The sequence below is a fragment of the Actinomadura sp. 6K520 genome, from assembly GCF_004349245.1.
Taxonomy (GTDB): Bacteria; Actinomycetota; Actinomycetes; order Streptosporangiales; family Streptosporangiaceae; genus Spirillospora.
Genome location: NZ_SMLC01000148.1, coordinates 1 through 18,388 on the forward strand (window position 1 = coordinate 1; position 18,388 = coordinate 18,388).

Annotated in this window: 15 protein-coding genes and 1 pseudogene; 10 read left to right on the forward strand and 6 right to left on the reverse strand. The window is 73.4% G+C overall.

Going from position 1 to position 18,388, the window contains the following annotated elements:
* Positions 1 to 1,850, reverse strand: a 1,850-nt coding sequence (locus tag E1289_RS28840) for an amino acid permease (protein WP_243713217.1), incomplete at its 3' end; no start/stop codon positions are given.
* Positions 1,851 to 2,201: 351 nt separating this feature from the next.
* Here E1289_RS28840 and ggt point away from each other — a divergent pair.
* The 3 genes from ggt (at position 2,202) to E1289_RS28855 (ending at position 5,519) form a co-directional block, all read left to right on the forward strand.
* A complete protein-coding gene (gene ggt, locus E1289_RS28845) occupies positions 2,202 to 4,088 on the forward strand; it encodes a gamma-glutamyltransferase (RefSeq protein ID WP_347813599.1) in 1,887 nt (628 codons plus the stop codon).
* A 31-nt stretch (positions 4,089 to 4,119) separates the two neighbouring features.
* On the forward strand, positions 4,120 to 4,479 hold the full coding sequence (gene cutA / locus E1289_RS28850) for a divalent-cation tolerance protein CutA (RefSeq protein ID WP_131985727.1): 360 nt from the start codon (positions 4,120 to 4,122) through the stop codon (positions 4,477 to 4,479).
* Between the two features lie 155 nt (positions 4,480 to 4,634).
* Entirely contained in the window at positions 4,635 to 5,519 is an 885-nt protein-coding gene (locus tag E1289_RS28855) for an oxygenase MpaB family protein (RefSeq protein WP_243713218.1), read from the forward strand.
* 18 nt (positions 5,520 to 5,537) lie between these two features.
* Here E1289_RS28855 and E1289_RS28860 read toward each other — a convergent pair whose 3' ends face one another.
* The 4 genes from E1289_RS28860 to E1289_RS28875 form a co-directional block, all read right to left on the reverse strand.
* Positions 5,538 to 5,837 carry a metal-sensitive transcriptional regulator gene (locus E1289_RS28860; protein WP_117399389.1) on the reverse strand — a complete coding sequence of 100 codons (300 nt, stop codon included), beginning with the start codon at positions 5,835 to 5,837 and terminating at the stop codon, positions 5,538 to 5,540.
* A 159-nt stretch (positions 5,838 to 5,996) separates the two neighbouring features.
* Entirely contained in the window at positions 5,997 to 6,806 is an 810-nt protein-coding gene (locus E1289_RS28865) for an SAM-dependent methyltransferase (protein ID WP_131985729.1), read from the reverse strand.
* 118 nt (positions 6,807 to 6,924) lie between these two features.
* Positions 6,925 to 8,088: a glycerate kinase gene (locus E1289_RS28870; protein WP_243713219.1), complete on the reverse strand. Its 1,164-nt coding sequence runs from the start codon at positions 8,086 to 8,088 to the stop codon at positions 6,925 to 6,927.
* A 147-nt stretch (positions 8,089 to 8,235) separates the two neighbouring features.
* On the reverse strand, positions 8,236 to 9,681 hold the full coding sequence (locus E1289_RS28875; protein ID WP_131985731.1) for an NCS2 family permease: 1,446 nt from the start codon (positions 9,679 to 9,681) through the stop codon (positions 8,236 to 8,238).
* A 200-nt stretch (positions 9,682 to 9,881) separates the two neighbouring features.
* Here E1289_RS28875 and E1289_RS28880 point away from each other — a divergent pair.
* The 7 genes and pseudogenes from E1289_RS28880 to E1289_RS28910 form a co-directional block, all read left to right on the forward strand.
* A pseudogene (locus tag E1289_RS28880) lies at positions 9,882 to 10,193 on the forward strand (helix-turn-helix domain-containing protein); the annotation flags it as partial.
* A gap of 46 nt (positions 10,194 to 10,239) precedes the next feature.
* Complete coding sequence (locus E1289_RS28885; protein ID WP_131985733.1) at positions 10,240 to 11,538, forward strand: helix-turn-helix domain-containing protein; 1,299 nt, start codon at positions 10,240 to 10,242, stop codon at positions 11,536 to 11,538.
* A gap of 101 nt (positions 11,539 to 11,639) precedes the next feature.
* On the forward strand, positions 11,640 to 12,263 hold the full coding sequence (locus E1289_RS28890; protein ID WP_131985735.1) for a copper resistance protein CopC: 624 nt from the start codon (positions 11,640 to 11,642) through the stop codon (positions 12,261 to 12,263).
* Entirely contained in the window at positions 12,256 to 14,334 is a 2,079-nt protein-coding gene (locus E1289_RS28895; protein ID WP_131985737.1) for a cytochrome c oxidase assembly protein, read from the forward strand. Before E1289_RS28890 ends, E1289_RS28895 begins: the two co-directional genes overlap by 8 nt.
* A 62-nt stretch (positions 14,335 to 14,396) precedes the next feature.
* The gene (locus E1289_RS28900) at positions 14,397 to 15,626 is read left to right on the forward strand and encodes a histidine kinase (protein ID WP_131985753.1); all 1,230 of its coding nucleotides are present in this window, start codon (positions 14,397 to 14,399) and stop codon (positions 15,624 to 15,626) included.
* Positions 15,623 to 16,279, forward strand: coding sequence for a response regulator transcription factor (locus tag E1289_RS28905; protein ID WP_131985739.1), 657 nt, complete (start codon positions 15,623 to 15,625; stop codon positions 16,277 to 16,279). Before E1289_RS28900 ends, E1289_RS28905 begins: the two co-directional genes overlap by 4 nt.
* A gap of 83 nt (positions 16,280 to 16,362) precedes the next feature.
* Positions 16,363 to 17,472, forward strand: a complete 1,110-nt coding sequence (locus E1289_RS28910) for a hypothetical protein (protein ID WP_131985741.1) — start codon at positions 16,363 to 16,365, stop codon at positions 17,470 to 17,472.
* A gap of 39 nt (positions 17,473 to 17,511) precedes the next feature.
* Here the strand turns inward: E1289_RS28910 and E1289_RS28915 are convergent, their stop codons facing one another.
* Complete coding sequence (locus E1289_RS28915; protein ID WP_207929217.1) at positions 17,512 to 18,228, reverse strand: metal-dependent hydrolase; 717 nt, start codon at positions 18,226 to 18,228, stop codon at positions 17,512 to 17,514.
* Between the last annotated feature and the right edge of the window lie 160 nt (positions 18,229 to 18,388).

Here is an 18,388-nt window from a genome sequence, read left to right on the forward strand (position 1 = left end):
GCGTAGGGATCGGGCGAGTAGGGGTCGCCGGGGGGCTCCGGCGGCGGGGCGAACTGGCCGCTGGGCTGCCGTCCCGCCGAGAACCGGCCCGTCGGGTAGGGGCTCTCCGGGTTGGCCGGCCCGGGGCGCGTCTCGCCGGGCCACCCCGTCTCGTACGGGCCCGTCTCGTACCGGCCCGTGCTGTGCTGGCCCGTGCTGTGCCGGCCGGGGTACTCGCCGGTCGGCCGCGCGCCGGGCGGGTACGGGGCAAGCCCGGCGGCGCCGGCCGGCGGCGGGCCCGCGAGGGGGGCGCCGCCGGGCGGAGGCGCGGACAGCCGGGCGGCGACCGGGCGTTCGGGCGGCGGCTCGTCCAGCAGCAGCTTCATCTGGCTCTTGCGGCGCCCGTAGACCGTGTAGAGCAGCAGTCCGGCGACCATCCAGATGCCGAAGTAGGCCCACGTCTGGACCTTCAGGTTCACCATCAGCCAGCCGACCGCGAGGATCGTCACCACGGCGGTGAGCGGCGCCGCCGGCACGCGGAACGGGCGGTGCAGGTCGGGCTGGGAGCGGCGCAGCGCCAGCACGGAGGCGGGCACGAACAGGAACGCGAACAGCGCCCCCATGACCACGAGCTGCTCCAGCGTGAGCACGTCGAACGTCTGCGACATCACCACGGCCGCGCCGCCCGCCAGCATCGTGGCGCGGGACGGCACCTTGTAGCGGCTCATGGACGCCAGCGGCCGCGGCAGCAGCCCGTCGCGGGACATCGAGAAGATCACCCGGGTCAGGCTGATCAGGATCACCAGGATGACGGTCGTCAGGGCGAGCACGACGCCCACGTCGACGAGCTTGCCCATCGCGCCCGCGCCGACCGAGTCGAACGCCGCGGCGATCAGCAGCTTGTCCGGGTCGAGCGCGGCGAAGCCGTTCGTCCCGACCATGCCGACCAGCGCGAACGCCACGGCCGCGTACAGCACGACGGCGGCGAGCAGGGCCGTGATGATGCCGCGCGGCACCTTGCGGGGCGCGTCCTCGGTCTCCTCGGATGCGGTCGCGATGAGGTCGAACCCGATGTAGGCGAACGCGATGGCGGGCGCCGCCGCGAAGATCCCCCAGATCCCGAACACGTGCGGGGTCCCGCCGCCGAGCGCGCCGAGCAGCGCGTCCAGGACCGTCTGGTCGCCCTCCGGCGCCGGGCGGGCGGGCGGCACGAACGGGGTGAGGTTGCCGGGGGCGAAGAACTTCAGCCCGGTGGCGATGACGAGCCCGATCACGATGACCTTGGCCATCACCATGTACCACAGGGTCTTCAGGCTCAGCCGGCTGCCGGTGGCGAGCATCAGCACGACCAGCAGCAGGATGAGCAGGGCGAACAGGTCGGGTCCCTTCTGCTGCCCGATGAGGTCGCCCAGCCACCCGGGGATCGGCACGCTGAAGTCGTTCAGCGCCTGCGTCGCGTACAGCGACCAGACCCGCGCCAGGACCGACGCGGCCAGCAGCAGCTCCATGATCAGAGCCCAGCCGACGACCCACGCCCACACCTCGCCGAACGCGACGTAGGAGAAGGAGTAGGAGCTGCCCGCCACCGGGATGATCGACGACAGCTCGGCGAAGGCGAGCGCGACCAGCAGGCACACGCCGCCGGCGATGAGGAACGAGATGAGCACGCCGGGGCCCGCGGTCGCGGCGGCCTGCTCACCGGCGATCTTGAAGATGCCGGAGCCGATCATGACGCCGAGGCCGAGCACGACGAGATCGCGGGTCCGGTAGACGACGCGCAGCCGGTGCCGGCCGCCGTAGAGCCGTCCTGTCGCGCGTTCCACCGGCAGCCGCCGGAACATGTTGTTGCGCATGCGCATATCCCAGGTCATAGGTTCCCCCCTGGGCCGGGGGCCCGGGGGCGCTGAACCCGCGCCGCTGATCGCGAGATGGTGGTTTGCTGAAGTCCCTAAGAATTCACCAGGTACGACCATAATCGCAACGTTTTGCGGGGGATTGGTGCGGTCTATCTGTTGTCGTACAGTGACAAACCGGCTGGTAGCAGCCCACGGCGACGTGCCGCAGCCCCCCACTCACGCGGCGCACACCGAATCGGTTTCAATGGATCGTTCCCGTCCGAATGCCCCTGTATTTTAAGGGAGAAAGCGCTTTACGATCTTTCATGCTGGCGCCGGACGAAGATCGATGACAACGTGGGACCGCCGCGTTCATCTGGAGGTCCGGTGTTCCGCTCCCCGTCGTCCTCGAAGGCACCGCCGCGCTCGAAGCGCGTCGCGCCGTCGCGCGCCGCCCGCTGGGCCGCCGCCCTTGCCGCGCTCGCCACCGCCGCGTCGCTGACCGTCCCGACGACGGGCGCCGCCGCGGAGCCCCGGCCGCGGCCGCCGGGCAGGCAGCCGGTCGCGACGGGCCACGGCGGCGCGGTGTCCACGGCCGACCCGTACGCCACCCGCACCGCGCTGGACGTGCTCAAGCGCGGCGGCAACGCGATGGACGCGGCCGTCGCCGCCGGCGCCACCCTCGGCGTCACCGAGCCGTACGTGGCGGCGATCGGCGGCGGGGGCTACATCACCTACTACGACGCCCGGACGCGCCGCGTCCACGCCCTGGACGGCCGCGAGATCGCGCCGAAGCGGATGGGGGAGGACGCCTTCCTCGACCCGGTCACCGGCGAGCCGCTCCCGTTCGACCAGGCCGTCACGAGCGGGCTCGGCGTCGGCGTGCCCGGCACCCTCGCCCAGTGGGACCTCGCCCTGCGCCGCTTCGGCAGCCGCGACCTCGGCCGCCTGCTCCGCCCGGCCATCACCGTCGCCGAGCGGGGCTTCGTCGTGGACCAGGAGTTCCACGACCAGACGGCGCTGAACGCGGACCGTTTCCGCGACATCGTCCCGACCCGCGAGCTGTTCCTGCCGGACGGGCGCGTCCCCGCCGTCGGCACGGTCTTCCGCAACCCCGACCTGGCCGGCACCTACCGGGAACTGGCCAGGCGCGGGACGGACTGGTTCTACGAGGGACGGCTGGGCAGGGAGATCGTGCGGACGGTCACCGACCCGCCGGTCGACCCGGCCGCGACCCGCGACGTCCGCCCCGGCCTGATGAGCCCCCGCGACCTGGACGCCTACCGCGCCCTGTTGCGCAGGCCCACCCACGTCAGCTACCGGGGCATGGACGTGTACGGCATGCCGCCCTCGTCGTCGGGCGGCACGACGGTCGGCGAGGCGCTCAACATCATGGGCGGCTTCCGCCTCGGCCCGGACGACCCCGCGAAGGCCCTGCACCACTACCTGGAGGCGTCCAAGCTCGCCTACGCCGACCGCGGCCGGTACCTGGGCGACGCCGACAAGGTCGACGTGCCCGTGGCCGAGCTGCTGTCGCGCGGGTACGCCCGCGAGCGCGCCTGCCTGATCGACCCGGACCGCGCCGCCGAGGCGCCCGTCGCCGCCGGATCGCCCGACGGCGACTACCGCCCGTGCGCCCCGGCGGGCACCGCGACCCGGCCGCTCGCCTTCGAGGGCCCGCAGACCACCCACCTCGTCGTCGCGGACAAGTGGGGCAACGTCGCCTCCTACACGCTGTCCATCGAGCAGTTCGGCGGCAGCGGCATCACCGTCCGCGGGCGCGGGTTCCTGCTCAACAACCAGCTGACCGACTTCTCCTTCGGGCCGCCCGCTCCCGGGCAGGCGCCCGACCCGAACCTGCCGGGACCGCACAAGCGGCCGCGCAGCAGCATGTCCCCGACGCTCGTCCTCGAGGACGGCCGCCCCAGGCTGGCCCTCGGCACCCCCGGCGGATCGACGATCATCACGACCGTCCTGCAGATCCTGCTGAACCGCATCGACCTCGGCATGGACCTGCCCGCCGCGCTCGGCGCGCCGCGCGCGACGCAGCGCAACACCCCGCAGGTCTTCGCCGAGCAGGCGTTCATCGACCGGTACGGCCCGGACCTGGCGGCGCGCGGACACCGCCTGGCGGTCTTCCCGGGCCCGCCCGCGGGCGTGATCGGCGCCGCCACGGCACTGGAGATCCTGCGGCCGGGGCTCGTCCAGGCGGTGGCGGAGCCGACGCGGCGGGGCGGCGGCAGCGCGATGGTCGTCCGGCCGGCCGGGCGGTAGGAGTGTCCGGCGAGAGGGAAGGAGTCGTGCCATGGCCCACTCATACGTGCAGGTGACGACCACGACCGACGCCCGCTCCGAGGCGGCCGAGCTGGCCAGGTCCGCGGTCGCCGAGCGGCTCGCGGCCTGCGCCCAGCTCGTCGGCCCGATCGCCAGCACCTACTGGTGGGAGGGCGAGATCGAGTCGGCGGAGGAGTGGATGGTGCTGTTCAAGACCTCCGCCGACAAGTTCGAGGAGCTGGCGACCCTGATCACCGAGGTGCACTCCTACGACACCCCGGAGATCATCGCCACGCCGGTGGTGGCGGGCAGCATGGACTACCTGGCCTGGGTCACCGAGCAGACCGAGCCCGGCGAGCGCGACGACGCCATCGGGGACGGGAGCGACTGACGGGAACCGCCGACGGGAGCGGCTGACGAACGCGCTGACCAGCCCCTACGTGGCCCTCCGCGGGGGCTCCGGTCGTGTGATGTCCGTCAAGTCGGGGTAAGTTTCCAGTACCCCGCCGGGTGTCCCCCCGGTCGCGGCGACGGAAGGCGGTAGACGTGCACGACGAGCTGGGCTCCCCTCCCCACCGGCAGGAGCGCGTGGACCACGGGCTGTTCGGGCCCGGCTCGGTGACCTGGCGGGTCATGGGCGAGCCCGTCCTGATCGTCGGCGGGATCAGGGCGCTGCTGCTGCAGGGCCTGCATCCGCGGTCGATGTGGGGCACCGCGCAGAACTCCGAGCTCATGGACCCGTCCGCCGCCTGGGCGCGGCTCGGCCGGACGGTCGAGTTCGTCCGCGTCCGCACCTACGGGACGGAGGCGGAGGTCGAGCGGGTGGGCCGCAGGGTCCGCAAGCTGCACTCCAAGCTGACCGGCCTCGACATGCGCACCGGCGAGACGTTCCCGATCGACGACCCGGAGAACCTGCTCTGGGTCCACCTGGGCGAGGTCGACTCCTACCTGGACGTGGCACGCCGCGCCGGGGTGCCGCTGACCGCCGCGGACGCCGACGCCTTCGTCGACGAGCAGCGCCGCGCCGCCGCCGTCGTCGGCCTCGACCCCGCGGACGTGCCCGCGTCCGTCGCGGAGATGAAGGAGTACTACGCGGAGATGCGGCGGCGGATCTGGGCGTGCCGGGAGGCCCGCGACGGGCTGCGCCGCATGTTCAACCCGGCCGTGCCGCGGCATCTGCTGCCGCTGAAGCTCGCCGCGCCCGCCCTCGGGACGCTGGTCGTCGCGACGCTGCCGCGCTGGGCCCGCCGCATGTACGGGCTGCCCGGGCTCCCCACGTCCGACCTGGCCGCCACGCTGACGCTCAAGGGCCTGTACCGGACGTCGCAGGTCGTCCCCGAGCGGTTCCGCTACTCCCCGGACGCCCAGCGGGCCAGGGAGCTCACGCGCCTGCACGAGGCGGACCTGGCCACCTGGTCCATCGCCTCCTGACCGCCGGCCGGCGGCCGGTCAGCCGCGGCGCATCAGCCGGCCCACGGCCGCCATCAGCTCGGTGGACATCGCGTCCCCCTTGCCCTCCTCGGCACCCTCGGCCACGCAGTGCCGCACATGCCCGTCGAGCAGGCCGAGCGCGACCTTGTCGAGCGCGGCCTGGACGGCGCTGATCTGCGTGAGGATGTCGATGCAGTAGCGGTCCTCCTCGACCATCCGGTCGATGCCGCGCACCTGGCCCTCGATCCGGGCCAGCCGGGTCTGCAACTGGTCCTTGGTGGCGGTGTATCCGCGGGTGGGGGTCTCGCTGGTCGCCATCTCCGTCCTCACAATCCTTCCGAGGGCGCACGCCCGGGTACCCCTGGGGGACATCCCCCAAATCGGTACCTTACGTGCTCGCGGTGCCCGCGGGGTCACTCAAAGACCCCGGTGAGCGGATGGGGGCGAGCGAGCGGGCCCCGGTGACGCGGCCGTGCGTCAGGGCTTGCGGGCGATGCCCCCGTACATGAGGCGCTGGCCGACGGTCAGCTCGTCCGGGACGGCCTCGTCGGGCCGCCACAGCGGCAGCGGGACGAGGCCGGGTTCGAGGAGTTCCAGGCCGTCGAAGTAGCGGGTGATCTCCTCCGGCGTGCGGAACCGTCCCGTGCCGAGCAGCCCCTGGTACTGCACCTCGGCGTCGATCGCCTCCTGGCTGGACGCGCAGAAGGCCGTGACGAAGAGGTGGCTGCCGGACGGCACGGCGTCCATCAGCGTCTCCACGATCCGCTGCGGGCCCTCGTCGTCGTGCAGGTGGTGCAGGATGCCGACCAGCAGCACTGCCACGGGCTGGTCGAAGTCGATGAGCCGGCGCACGTCCTCGTGCGCGAGGATCTTCTCCGGCTCGCGGATGTCGGCGGTGACGACGGTGGTGCTCGCGTTCTCGGCGAGCAGGGCCCGCCCGTGCGCGAGGACGATCGGGTCGTTGTCGATGTACACGACCCGCGCGCCGGGCGCCGTGGCCTGCGCGACCTGGTGGGTGTTCTGCACGGTCGGGAGGCCGGAGCCGATGTCGAGGAACTGGCGCAGGCCCGCCGCACCGGCCAGGTACCGCACGCCGCGGCCGAGGACCTCGCGGTTGTAGGTGGCGACATCGTAGATCTCCGGGATGATCTTGACGATCTCGGCCACGAAGGCGCGGTCGACCTCGAAGTTGTCCTTGCCCCGCAGCACCACGTCATAGGTCCGAGCGATGCTCGGCTTGGTGGTGTCGATCCCCAGTGCAGCCCAGTCGTACTGCTCTTCGGACATGCCGTATCCGCCTCTTGCCGCTCTTGAGTTCCCAGGGTCCGCCGCCCCTTCGCAGATCGTAAACGCCTGCCCTCTTCTTCGTCACGAAAGTCGCGAATGTTCGTTGGAGCGATCCGAATCAGGGGCCGGCGGGGCGGAGCCACTCGTCGGCGATCGCGACCGTCAGCTGCTCCAGCAGCGGACCCGCCCGCCGGGCGCGCCGCTCGGGGTCGGGTTCGATGTCGGCCAGCGCGTAGGCGCCCTGGATACGCGCCTTGCGGAGCTGCTCGCCGGTGAGGCCGCGCCGGCCGGCGACCGCGACGACGGGCGCGCCCGCGCGGGCGGCGGCGCGGGCGACGCCGATCGGCGCCGTGCCGCGCAGCGAGCGGGTGTCGAGCGAGCCCTCGCCGGTCACGACCAGGCGTGCGCCCCGCGCCTTCTCCGCGAAACCCAGCAGGTCGAGCATGAGCGAGGTGCCCGGCTCGATCGTCGCGCCGAGGAAGGCGAGCGCGGCGAACCCGACGCCGCCCGCGGTCCCGGCGCCCGGCAGGTCGCGGGCCGCGGTGCGGGACGCCGCCTCCGCCAGGTCGGCCCAGCGGCGCAGCCCGGCGTCCAGCAGCCGGACCTCGTCGCGGGTCGCGCCGCGCCGCGGCCCGTCCACGGCGGCGGCGCCGGTCCGGCCGAGCAGCGGCCCCGCGGAGTCCGCCGCGAGCACCACCTCGATGCCCGACATGTCGGGCAGGCCGCGCAGGTCGAGGGCGTGCAGGGAGCGGAGCGCCGCCCCGCCGGGCGGCAGGTCCTTGCCGAGCGCGTCGAGCAGCCGCCCGCCGAGCCCCTGCACCAGGCCCGCGCCGCCGTCGGTGCAGGCGCCGCCGCCGAGGCCGAGCACGATCCGGCGGGCGCCGAGCCGCACCGCGTGCGCGAGGAGCTGGCCCGTTCCGATGCTGGACGCGTGCAGCGGGCGCGGCTTGCCGCCGGGCAGCCGCCGTACGCCGGACGCCTCCGCGAGCTCCACCACGGCGCTGCGGCCGTTCATCGCGAGCCGCGCGGTGATGGGCCGTCCCGTCGGCCCGCACACCTCGGCCTCGACCCGGCGCCACCCGGCCGCGACCGCGGCCTCGACGGTGCCCTCGCCACCGTCCGCCACCGGCAGCTCCACCAGCGGGACGCCGGGCCGGGCGCGCCGCAGCCCGGCCGCGAGGTGCCGTGCCGCCTGCGCCGCGGTCAGCGCCCCCGGGAATCTGTCAGGCGCCAGCAGGACGTGACCCGGCGGCGACGGGTGGGAGGGAGAGTCCGCGGACACCACAGCCACGCCTTTCACGCCGGAGGTAAGGCTCTACCTTCTGCTTACGCCATGACGGCACTATTTGACACCCGCGAGCGTGTCAGAAGGTTTCAAATGAGGTGAGAGCCGGGCGTGACACGGCCGATGATGGACGCGCCGTGTCGGCTAGCGCACACCCAGCCACTGCTCGATGGGATTGATGAGGAAGAAGACCAGGAACAGCGCGACCACGGGCCACAGCCAGATCGACACCTCGCGGACCCTGCCGCGCGCCAGCTTGATGAACGCGTAGCTCACCATGCCGGCGCCGATCCCGATCGTGATCGAGAACGTGAACGGCATCAGCACGATGGTCAGGAACGCCGGGATGACGATGTCGAGGTCCTTCCAGTCCACCTTGGCGACCTGCGTCATCATCAGCGCGCCGACGAGGACGAGCGCGGGCGCGGCGGCCTGCGCGGGCACGGTCGCGGCGAGCGGGGTGAGGAACAGCGTCACGGCGAACAGCGCGCCGGTGGCGATGTTGGCCAGGCCCGTCCGGGCGCCCTCGCCGACGCCGGCCGCCGACTCCACGAACACCGTGTTGGCGGACGAGCTGGTCACACCGCCGAACGCGGCCGACAGCCCGTCCACGGACAGGATCCGGCCGAGCTTCGGCACCTGGCCCTTCTCGTCCAGCAGGCCGGCCTCGTCGCTGACGCCGAGGATCGTGCCCATCGCGTCGAAGAACCCCGACAGGACCAGCGTGAACAGCACGACCAGCGCCGTGATGACCCCCGCCCGGGCGAAGCCGCCGAACAGGTCGAACTGTCCGAAGAGTCCGAAGTCGGGCATGGCGAACAGGCTCTCCGGGACGCTCGGGGTCACCACGCCCCAGCCGCCCTCCTTGATGTCCGCGTTCGCCTCGATGAGCACGGCGCCGATCGCCCCGGCGATGATGCTGATCAGGATGGCCCCGGGCACCCGCCGCACGTACAGCACGATCATCAGGAGCAGGGTGAGCCCGAACACCAGCGTCGGCCAGGTGTCCAGCCGCCCGCCCGTGCCGAGCGTCAGCGGCGGGCTCGTGGCGCTGGACGTGACGAAGCCCGCGTCGTACAGGCCGACCAGCGCGAGGAACAGGCCGATCCCGACCGCGATCGCGTGCTTGAGCGCCAGCGGTATCGAGTTCATGATCCGCTGGCGGATTCCGGTGAGCGCCAGCACCACGATGACCGCGCCCTCGATCACCACCAGGCCCATCGCCTGCGGCCACGTCATCACCGGCGCCGCCTGGAACGCCACCAGCGCGTTGATGCCGAGGCCCGCGGCGAGCGCGAACGGAACGTTGCCGACCAGGCCCATGAGGACCGTGGCGATCGCCGCCGACAGCGCGGTCATCGTGGTGAGCTGCGGTATCGACAGCGTCGCCCCGGTGATGTCCTTCGCCCCGCCGAGGATGATCGGGTTCAGCAGGATGATGTAGGCCATCGCGAAGAACGTGGTGACTCCGCCGCGCAGCTCGCGCGGCACGGTCGTCCCGCGCGCGGTGAGTTCGAACAGCCGCTCCAGCGGCCCGCGGCCGCCCGCCGGCGGTGAAGCGTCGGTCTTTGCGGCGTTGGTGTCGGACATGACGGGCGCTCCGCTTTCAGCAGCATGGTCTCGGAAACGGCGTGCACAGGGTAGCCGTCCGGGGTGGGGCCTCCCGCACCGGCTCCCGCCGGGGCGGACGGTGTCCGGACGTGATTCCCGCCTTCCGCAGCGTGACGGCGGCGACGGGTCCGCTATAGCCTGCCCGGGTGCGAATGCGAGACTCGGCCCGGATGGACGGCCTCGACTCCTATGCGCGGCTGCTGGCGTCGGTCCCGGAGGGCACGCGCTCGTCCTTCCGCGCCCGGATCCTCGGCCCGCTGGAGGAGTACGACAGCAGCCGGCAGGCCGAGCTCGTGCACACGCTGGAGGTCTTCCTCGCGTGCTCGGGGTCCTGGAGCCGCACCGCGACGCGGCTGCACGTCCACGTGAACACGCTTCGGTACCGAATCCGGCGAATCGAGGACCTGACCGGCCGGGACCTCGGCACACTTGAGGACCGGGTCGACTTCTTCCTCGCCCTGCGCGCGACGCAGCCGGCGAGCACCAGTTAGCGGGACACCCTTCACCTGGCGGCACTCTGTAGGCGGTGGTCACACGATGGATCGGGAGACACTGGGGCAGCGCATCCGCGCCCTGCGGATCCGGCAGGGCGTGAGTCAGGCGCAGCTCGCCTTCCCCGAGCTGTCCGACAGCTACATCTCGCTGATCGAGAGCGACAAGCGGGTGCCCGCGCCGAGCGTGGTCGAGCTGCTCGCGGCGAAGCTGAACTGCTCGGCGACGTACCTGGTCAGCGGCGTCAGCGAGGACGTCGTGGACGAGCTGCGCGTCACCCTCGACTATGCCGAGATCGCGCTGAGCAACGGCGCGGCGGCCGAGGCGCGGGCCCGGTTCGCCGAGGTGCTCGCCAGCGCCGACGCGGTGGCGCTGCCGGACATGCTGCACCAGGCGCGGTGGGGCCACGCCCTCGCGCTGGAGGCCGCCGGGGAGCTGGAGGAGGCGATCGCCGGGCTGCGGGAGCTGACCGAGCAGGCGTCCGCCGAGACCGACCTCGACCACTGGGCGAAGGTGCACGTCGCGCTCAGCCGCTGCCTGCGCGAGCGCGGCGACATCAGCGCGGGCGTGCAGGCCGCCGAGAACGCGCTGCGGCACCTCATCGCGGCCGGCGCCGACTCCACCGACGCCGCCGTGCACCTCGGCGCGGCGCTGCTCACCGCGTTCATCGAGCGGGGCGACCTCGTCCGGGCCAGCCAGCTCGCCGCCCAGCTCATCGAGCGGGCCGAGCGGATCGGCAGCCCCCGCGCCCGGATGATCGCCTACTGGGAGGCCGCGTACGTCGCGGAGATCCGCGGCGAGTACGAGGACGGCGTCGCCCTCGCCGAGCGCGCGCTGATGCTGGCCGGCGACGGCGAGGACCCCCGCAACCTCGGCCGGCTCCGCGTCCGCTACGCCACGCTGCTGCTGCGCGCCCGGCCCGCCGAGGCCGCCCGTGCCCGCGAGCTGCTCGCCCGGGTCCGCGGCGAGATCAACGCCAGCGCGTCCGGGGAGATCGACGTCGCCTGGTGCCTGACCGAGCTGGCCCGCGCCGAGACGGTGCTCGGCCGGCCCGCCGAGGGGGCGCGGCTCGCCGAGGAGGCCCTGGAGCTGCTCGGGGACGCGCCGCGCCGCGCCACCGCCGGGGCGCTGACGGTGCTCGGCGAGGCGGCGGTGCGGCTCGGCCGCCGCGACCGGGCCGTCGAGGTGCTGACCCGCGCCGCCACCTGCCTGGAGGACATGGAGTCCTCCCGGGAGGCCGCGCAGGCGTGGTTCGACCTCGCCGAGGTCCTGGCCGAGACGGGCACCGCCGACGAGCCCCGGATGGCGGCGTACCGCCGCGCACTGACGTGCGTGGGGGTCTGAGGCGGGCGAGGCGGAAGCGGCCTGGAACCCGGGCTGTGCCACTACCACGGGCTCAGTAGGGTAGGGGAACCCCTTAGTCCCACTAGAGAACCCGGCCATCCATGAACATCTTCAAGCTTCGCCGGCCCGCGCGCGGTCTCGGCATCGCCGCGCTCGCCGCCGCCCTGCTCACCGTCGTCATGGCACCCCCCGCGCTGGCGCACCCCCGGCTGACGGAGAGCACGCCCGCCAAGGGCGCCTCGGCGGAATCGGTGACCGAGGTGACACTGGTCTTCAACGAGAAGATCAACATCGCGAAGGTCATCGTCAGGGACGGGGCGGGCAAGACGTTCCAGTCGGGTGAGGCCGAGCGCTCGGGGACGACGGTCACGCAGAAGCTCTCGGGCGCGCTGCCCGCCGGCACCTACACGGTCGCCTACCGGGTCGTCGGCCAGGACGGGCACCCCATCGAGCACGACGACCTGACGTTCACCGCGGCCGGCGACGCCGCGCCCCTGCCGTCCGCGGGCGGTGTCGGCGCCGAGGAGCAGACGGGCCCCGCCGCCACCGCCGACGAGCAGCCGCTCAAGATCGACCAGGAGCAGGCCGCGGCGGAGGAGAAGTCCGGTTCCGGCGCGGTGCTGTGGGTGCTGATCATCGTCGGCCTGCTGGCCGGCGTCGGCATCGGCCTCGGGATCGTGTTCCGGGCCAAGCGCAAGCACCAGGCGGCCACCGGAAGTGAATAGGGGCACCCCGGGCGTCTGGCGGGCCGCCGTGGCCGCGACGGCCGCGGCCGCCGCCGTCCTGGTGGCCGGCCTGGTCCTCGGCGGCTCGGTCACCGAGAAGGTGATCCCCGGCCTCGGCGACCCGGGCGCCCTCACCCGGTGGGGGCTGCCCGCCTCGCGGGCGGCGATGAACCTGCTGTCCGCCCTCACCGTCGGAGCCCTGCTGGCCGCCGCCGCGCTGCTGCCCATCGAGGGCGGGCGCGGGGCGGCCCGGCTGTCCGCGGACGCGGTCGGCTACGTGACCGCCGCCTCCTGGCTCGCCGCCGGCTGGGCCGCTGCGGCGGCGGCCACCCTGGTGTTCACCGTCGCCGACGTCCTCGGCCAGCCGGTCCACCAGGTCGTCACCGGCAGCGAGCTGAGCAGCTACGTCGGCTCGCTGCCGCAGGGCACCGCCCTCATGCTGGTGGTGCTGCTGGCCGTGGTCGTGGCGCTGCTGGCCCGCACCACCACCACGCCCGCCGCCGCCTTCGGGCTGCTGGCGATGGCCGGGATCGCGCTGCTCCCGGCGCCGCTCACCGGGCACTCGGCCTCGGCCGCCAACCACGCCGTCGCGACGACGGGCGTGGCCCTGCACGTCGCCGCCGTCGCCCCCTGGGTCGGCGGGCTCGCCGTCCTCGCCGTGCACGCGATGCTCCGCCGCGACCGGCTGCCGGTGATGGCGGAGCGGTTCAGCCGCATGGCGCTGTGGTGCTTCGTCGTCGTCGGCGCCAGCGGCATGGTGAACGTGATCGCCCGGCTGCCCGACCCGGTGGAGCTGGTCGAGACGAACTACGGCCGGCTGGCCCTCGGGAAGATCATCGCGTTCGGTGCGCTCGGCTGGTTCGGCTGGTGGCACCGGACCCGGACGCTGCCCGCCCTCGCCGGCCGCAAGCCCCATGCGTTCACCCGGTTCGCCACCGTGGAGGCGGTGGTCATGGCCGCCACGATGGGCCTGGCCGTCGCGCTGGCCCGCACCGCGCCGCCCCCGCCGGAGGCCGCGGAGTCCGCGGTCAAGACGCTCCTCGGCTACGACATGCCGCCGGAGGTCACCCCGGTCCGGCTGGCGACGCTGTGGCAGTTCGACCTGTTCTTCGCCGTCCTGGTCCTCGTGCTCGGCGGCCTCTACCTCGCCGCCGTCGTCCGGCTGCGCCGGCGGGGCGACCGCTGGCCGCTGGGCCGCACCGCCTCCTGGTTCGTCGGCCTGCTGGCCATCGTGATCGTCACCCAGACCGGCGTCGCGAAGTACGCGCCGATCCTGTTCAGCGTCCACATGGCGCAGCACATGGTGCTGAACATGCTGGCGCCGATCTTCCTGGTCGTCGGCGCGCCGGTGACGCTGGCGCTGCGCGCCCTCAAGCCCGCCCGGATCCGCGGCGACCGGGGCCCGCGCGAATGGCTGACGGCGATCCTGCACAGCCGCTACAGCACGGTCATCGCGCATCCCGCGGTGGCGACGATCATCTTCGTGGTGAGCATCTTCGCGCTGTACTTCACGCCGCTGTTCGAGGCGGCGATGCGCAACCACCTCGGCCACATCGCGATGATGGTGCACTTCCTGGCGGCCGGGGCGCTGTTCTTCTGGGTGCTGCTCGGCGTCGACCCGGCGCCGCGGAAGCTGCCCTATCCCGGGCGCCTGCTCCTGCTGTTCGTGACGATGCCGTTCCACGCGTTCTTCGGCATCGCGCTGATGAACATGAGCCAGGCGCTCGCCCGCGGCTGGTACGCCGCCGTCGACCCGCCGTGGGGCACCACGGTCCTGCACGACCAGCACACCGGCGGCGCGATCGCGTGGGCCTTCGGTGAGATCCCGACGTTCATCGTCCTGATCGTCCTGGGCTTCCAGTGGTACACCGACGACCAGCGGCAGGCGCGGCGCGAGGACCGCAAGGCCGACCGCGCCGCGCAGCCCGGGGGCCGTCCCGAGGACGACGAGCTGGCCGCCTACAACGCCCGCCTCGCCAAGCTCGCCGAGCGCGACCGGGCCGCCGAGCGGCAGGCCGCCGAGCCGAAGGCGGGGGCGCCGGGGGCCGGGAAGCAGGGCAAACGCACCTGACCGCGGTCTCCCTCTCGCGGGGGAGGGGGCGGGCGGCCCCGGTCTGCCACGATCGGGGTGTGATGCGTTTCGCGCGGCCGCTGATCGAGCGGAAGACCTGGCGGCGCTGGGCCCACCTCGTCGTGGGCGGCGCGCTGCTGATGCCGTTCTGGTTCTTCGCGCTCAGCGTCACCCCGCTGGTGCCGACCGAGAACCTCGCCGTCGTCCTCGTGCTGTCGCTGCTCGTCGTGCCGACGGCGGCGATGTTCGTGACCGGGCTCGTGCCGACCGTCCGGCTGCTGGAGGGGTCCCTCGCCAGGGAACTCCTCAGGGGCCCGGCGGCGGACCTCACGCCCGGGTCGGCGGGGTCGTGGGAGAGCCGGGTCCGGGCCGCGACGTGGTTCACGCTGCACCTGTCCGCCGGCGTGGTGGTCAGCGGGCTGAGCCTGGCGGTCCCGCCGTTCGCGGTCGTGACGGTCCTCGCACCGGGGGTGAGCTGGGACACCACCTTCCTGGAGAGCTGGGGGTGGCGGGCCGGCTGGCCGCAGTGGCCGCTACCGCTGATCGGGCTCGCGTCGACGGCGGCGCTGCTCGCGCTGATCGTGGGCACGGGCACGCTGCTGGCGCGGCTGGCGCCGCGGTTGCTCGGCCCGTCGGCCGCCGAGCGGCTCGCCGAGATGGAGGCCAGGGCCGTCAAGCTGGCCGAGCGCAACCGGCTGGCGAGGGAGCTGCACGACTCGGTGGGCCACGCGCTCAGCGTGGTGACGCTGCAGGCCGGGGCGGCCGGCCGGGTGCTCGACAGCGACCCGGCGTTCGCGCGGGAGGCGCTCGGCGCGATCGAGGACTCGGCCCGCGCGGCGCTGGAGGACCTCGACCATGTGCTCGGGCTGCTGCGCGAGGACCCGTCCCGCCCGGCGCCGCAGGCCACCCTGGAAGATCTCGGGCGGCTGCTGGAGCAGACGAGGATCGCCGGCGTGCGGCTCGACGCGGAGATCGATCCGGAGGTGGGGCGCGTCCCGGCCGCGGTGTCGCGCGAGGCGTACCGGATCGTCCAGGAGGGGCTGACGAACGCGCTGCGGCACGCGGGGAAGGTACCGGTGCGGCTCCGGCTCGGGGTCGCGGACGAACGGCTGGAGATCGAGATGAGCAATCCCCTGGGCGCTCCGCACGGCGCCGGCGCCGGCCACGGCGGCGGGCGCGGCCTCGGCGGCGTCCGCGAGCGCGTGACCGTGCTGCGCGGTGAGATGAGCGCCGGACCGGACGGGACGCAGTGGCGCTTCCGGGTCTCGCTGCCGCTAAGGTCCGGAACATGACGATCAAGGTTCTGCTGGTCGACGACGAGCGGCTGATCCGGGCGGGCCTCACGGCCATCATCGACGCCGAGGAGGACCTGGCCGTGGTCGGCGAGGCGGCCGACGGCGCGGAGGTGCCGGGGCAGGTGAACCGGCTGCGTCCCGACGTCGTGCTGATGGACGTGCGGATGCCGCGCCTCGACGGCATCCAGGCGACCCGCCACCTGCTGGAGTCCATGGCGGAGCCGCCGCGGATCATCGTCGTCACCACGTTCGAGAACGACGAGTACGTGTACGACGCGCTGAAGGCGGGCGCGAACGGCTTCCTGCTGAAGCGGACGAGGCCGGAGGAGATCCTGCGGGCGATCCGGATGGTCGCGCACGGCGACAGCCTGCTGTTCCCCGCGGCGATCCGGGAACTGGCCGCGCGGCACGGCGCGTCCGGCGGCGGGGCGGGCGGCGCGCGCTGGCACGACCAGCTCACCGAGCGGGAGGGGGACGTGCTGCGCCTGATGGCCAAGGGACGCTCGAACGCCGAGATCGCCGGGGAGCTGTTCGTCAGCCCGCAGACGGTGAAGACCCACGTCGGGAACATCCTGGCGAAGCTCCAGGCCCGCGACCGCACCCAGGCGGTGATCCTGGCGTACGAGACGTCGTTCATCACCCCGGGCTGACCCTGGGCCGCCCCTTACGCATTGTTTACCTACGAGTAGCTACAAAGTAGGCATAAGCGAACTTGGCTGACGATCGGGGGATCATGGACGCCACGACGCTGTCCGAACTGCGGAAGCCGCGGCCCTATCCGGCGGTGTCGGTGCTGATGCCGACGCACCGGGCGCTCCCGGAGAACCGGCAGGATCCGATCCGGCTGCGCAACCTGCTCGCGGAGGTGCGCCGCCGGCTGCGCGACGACGTCCGGGTGACGCCGGACGCCGCCGACCAGGTGATGCACGGCCTGGAGCGCGCCGCGGGCGAGATCGACCTGCGCCGCGCGGCGGAGGGGCTGGCCCTGTTCGCCGCTCCCGACGGGGAGCACCACACGTTCGCGATCGGCCAGCCGGTGGACGAGCGGGTCGTCGTCGACACCGGCTTCGCCACCCGCGACCTCGTCGCCGACTACACGCGCACCCCGCGCTACTGGCTGCTGTCCCTGTCGGACCAGCGGAACCGGCTGTGGGACGGCCACGACGGCCACCTGACCGAGCACACCGGAGACGGTTTCCCCTTCGCCCCCGAGCCGCTCGACGAGGCCGGCTCCGGGCGGGCCTCGCGGCGCCCCGCGCGCGGCGGCGACGGGGGCGGCGAGGGCGAACGCCACCGGCAGACCGTCCGGGACGTCGCGAGCGCCGTCGACCGCGTCCTCACGCGGGACCGCCGTCCCCTCATCGTCGCGGGCGTCACCCGCCGCCAGGCGGCGTTCGACGAGATGGCGGGCCCGCACACCACGGTCGCGGGACGCGTCGACGGCAGCTTCGAGGGCGCCGCGCCCAGCACGCTCGCCGAGGCCGCCCGCCCCGCCCTGGCCGCCTACGAGGATCTCCGCGAGGTCGGCGTGCTGTCCGAACTGGAGGCCGCGCGCAGCATCCAGCGGTACGCGGGCGGGCTCTGCGAGGTCACGCGGCTGGTCGAGGAGGGGCGCGGCGAGCACCTGGTGGTCGAGCGCGGCTACTACGCGCCCGCGGTGCGGACGCGCGGCGAACTCGTCCCGATGGACGGCATGCCCGGCGTCCTGAAGGGCGCGGACGTCGTCGACGACGTCGTGGACGACGTCATCGAGACGGCGCTGGAGTACGGCGGCGAGGTCACGTTCGTCTCGGACGGCTTCCTCGTCGACCACGGCCGCATCGCCCTGGTCACCCGCTACTGAGCGAGCGTCCCACGGGGACGGGCGGCGTCCCCGGCACCGTCAGCCGCGGGTGAGCCAGTGGGCGGTCACGTCGCCGAGGACCGAGCGGATGGCGAGGACGGCGATTCCGAGGGTGAGGACCGGCATGATCACCCAGCGCTCCACCTTCCCGTCGGTCCTCGGGATGACGGGGATGACGGTCCGCCACGGGAGCGGCCACAGCACGGGGCATCCGCGCGGTGTCAGGCAGTCGCCCGCGACGTGCGCCAGGCAGCCGAGCGCGACCGCGAAACCCACGAAGCTCATGTCGATCTTGTGCATGAGCCAGACGGCGATGAGGGCGAGCGCGCAGTCGGCCAGGGCCGACTGCGGCTCCTTGCCCTCGAAGTCGAGGCCGATCCCGCGCAGCCCCAGGCCGACGATCATGAACAGGCAGGCCCACCAGGCGTAGACGTAGTGGGTGGCGAGGAGGTCCATCGCGAAGCCCATCGCGACGGCGAACAGGATCGAGTGGGTCGCCTGCCGGTGCCCGCCCGAGAGCTTCCCGACCCACTTGCACATGTGGTTGGTGATGGGCCCGAAAGTGTTGGCGATCCGCCCGTTGTGGTGGTCGATGTCGGGCAGGATCGCCGCGCCCGCGCACACCACGGCGCCCGCCGCGACCTGCTCCGGCGACAGGGACACCGCGTACTCGCCGAGCAGCCGCTCCTGCGCGATCACCGGGACGGCGGCCAGCCATGCCAGCGCGCCGCTGAGGGCGTGCGTCTTGCCCATCATGTGCCGTTACCCCCGCCTTCCCGCGCTCCCGCAGCCCGGAGTCAGCGGGACTCTAATCCGCTACTGATCGTTTTCGGTGGCGGCGCGCCGATCCGGGTGCTACGTCCGTTCAGATGCGGGGGAGACCGCCCCGGTTCCCCGGGGGCGCTGCGGGGGCGGG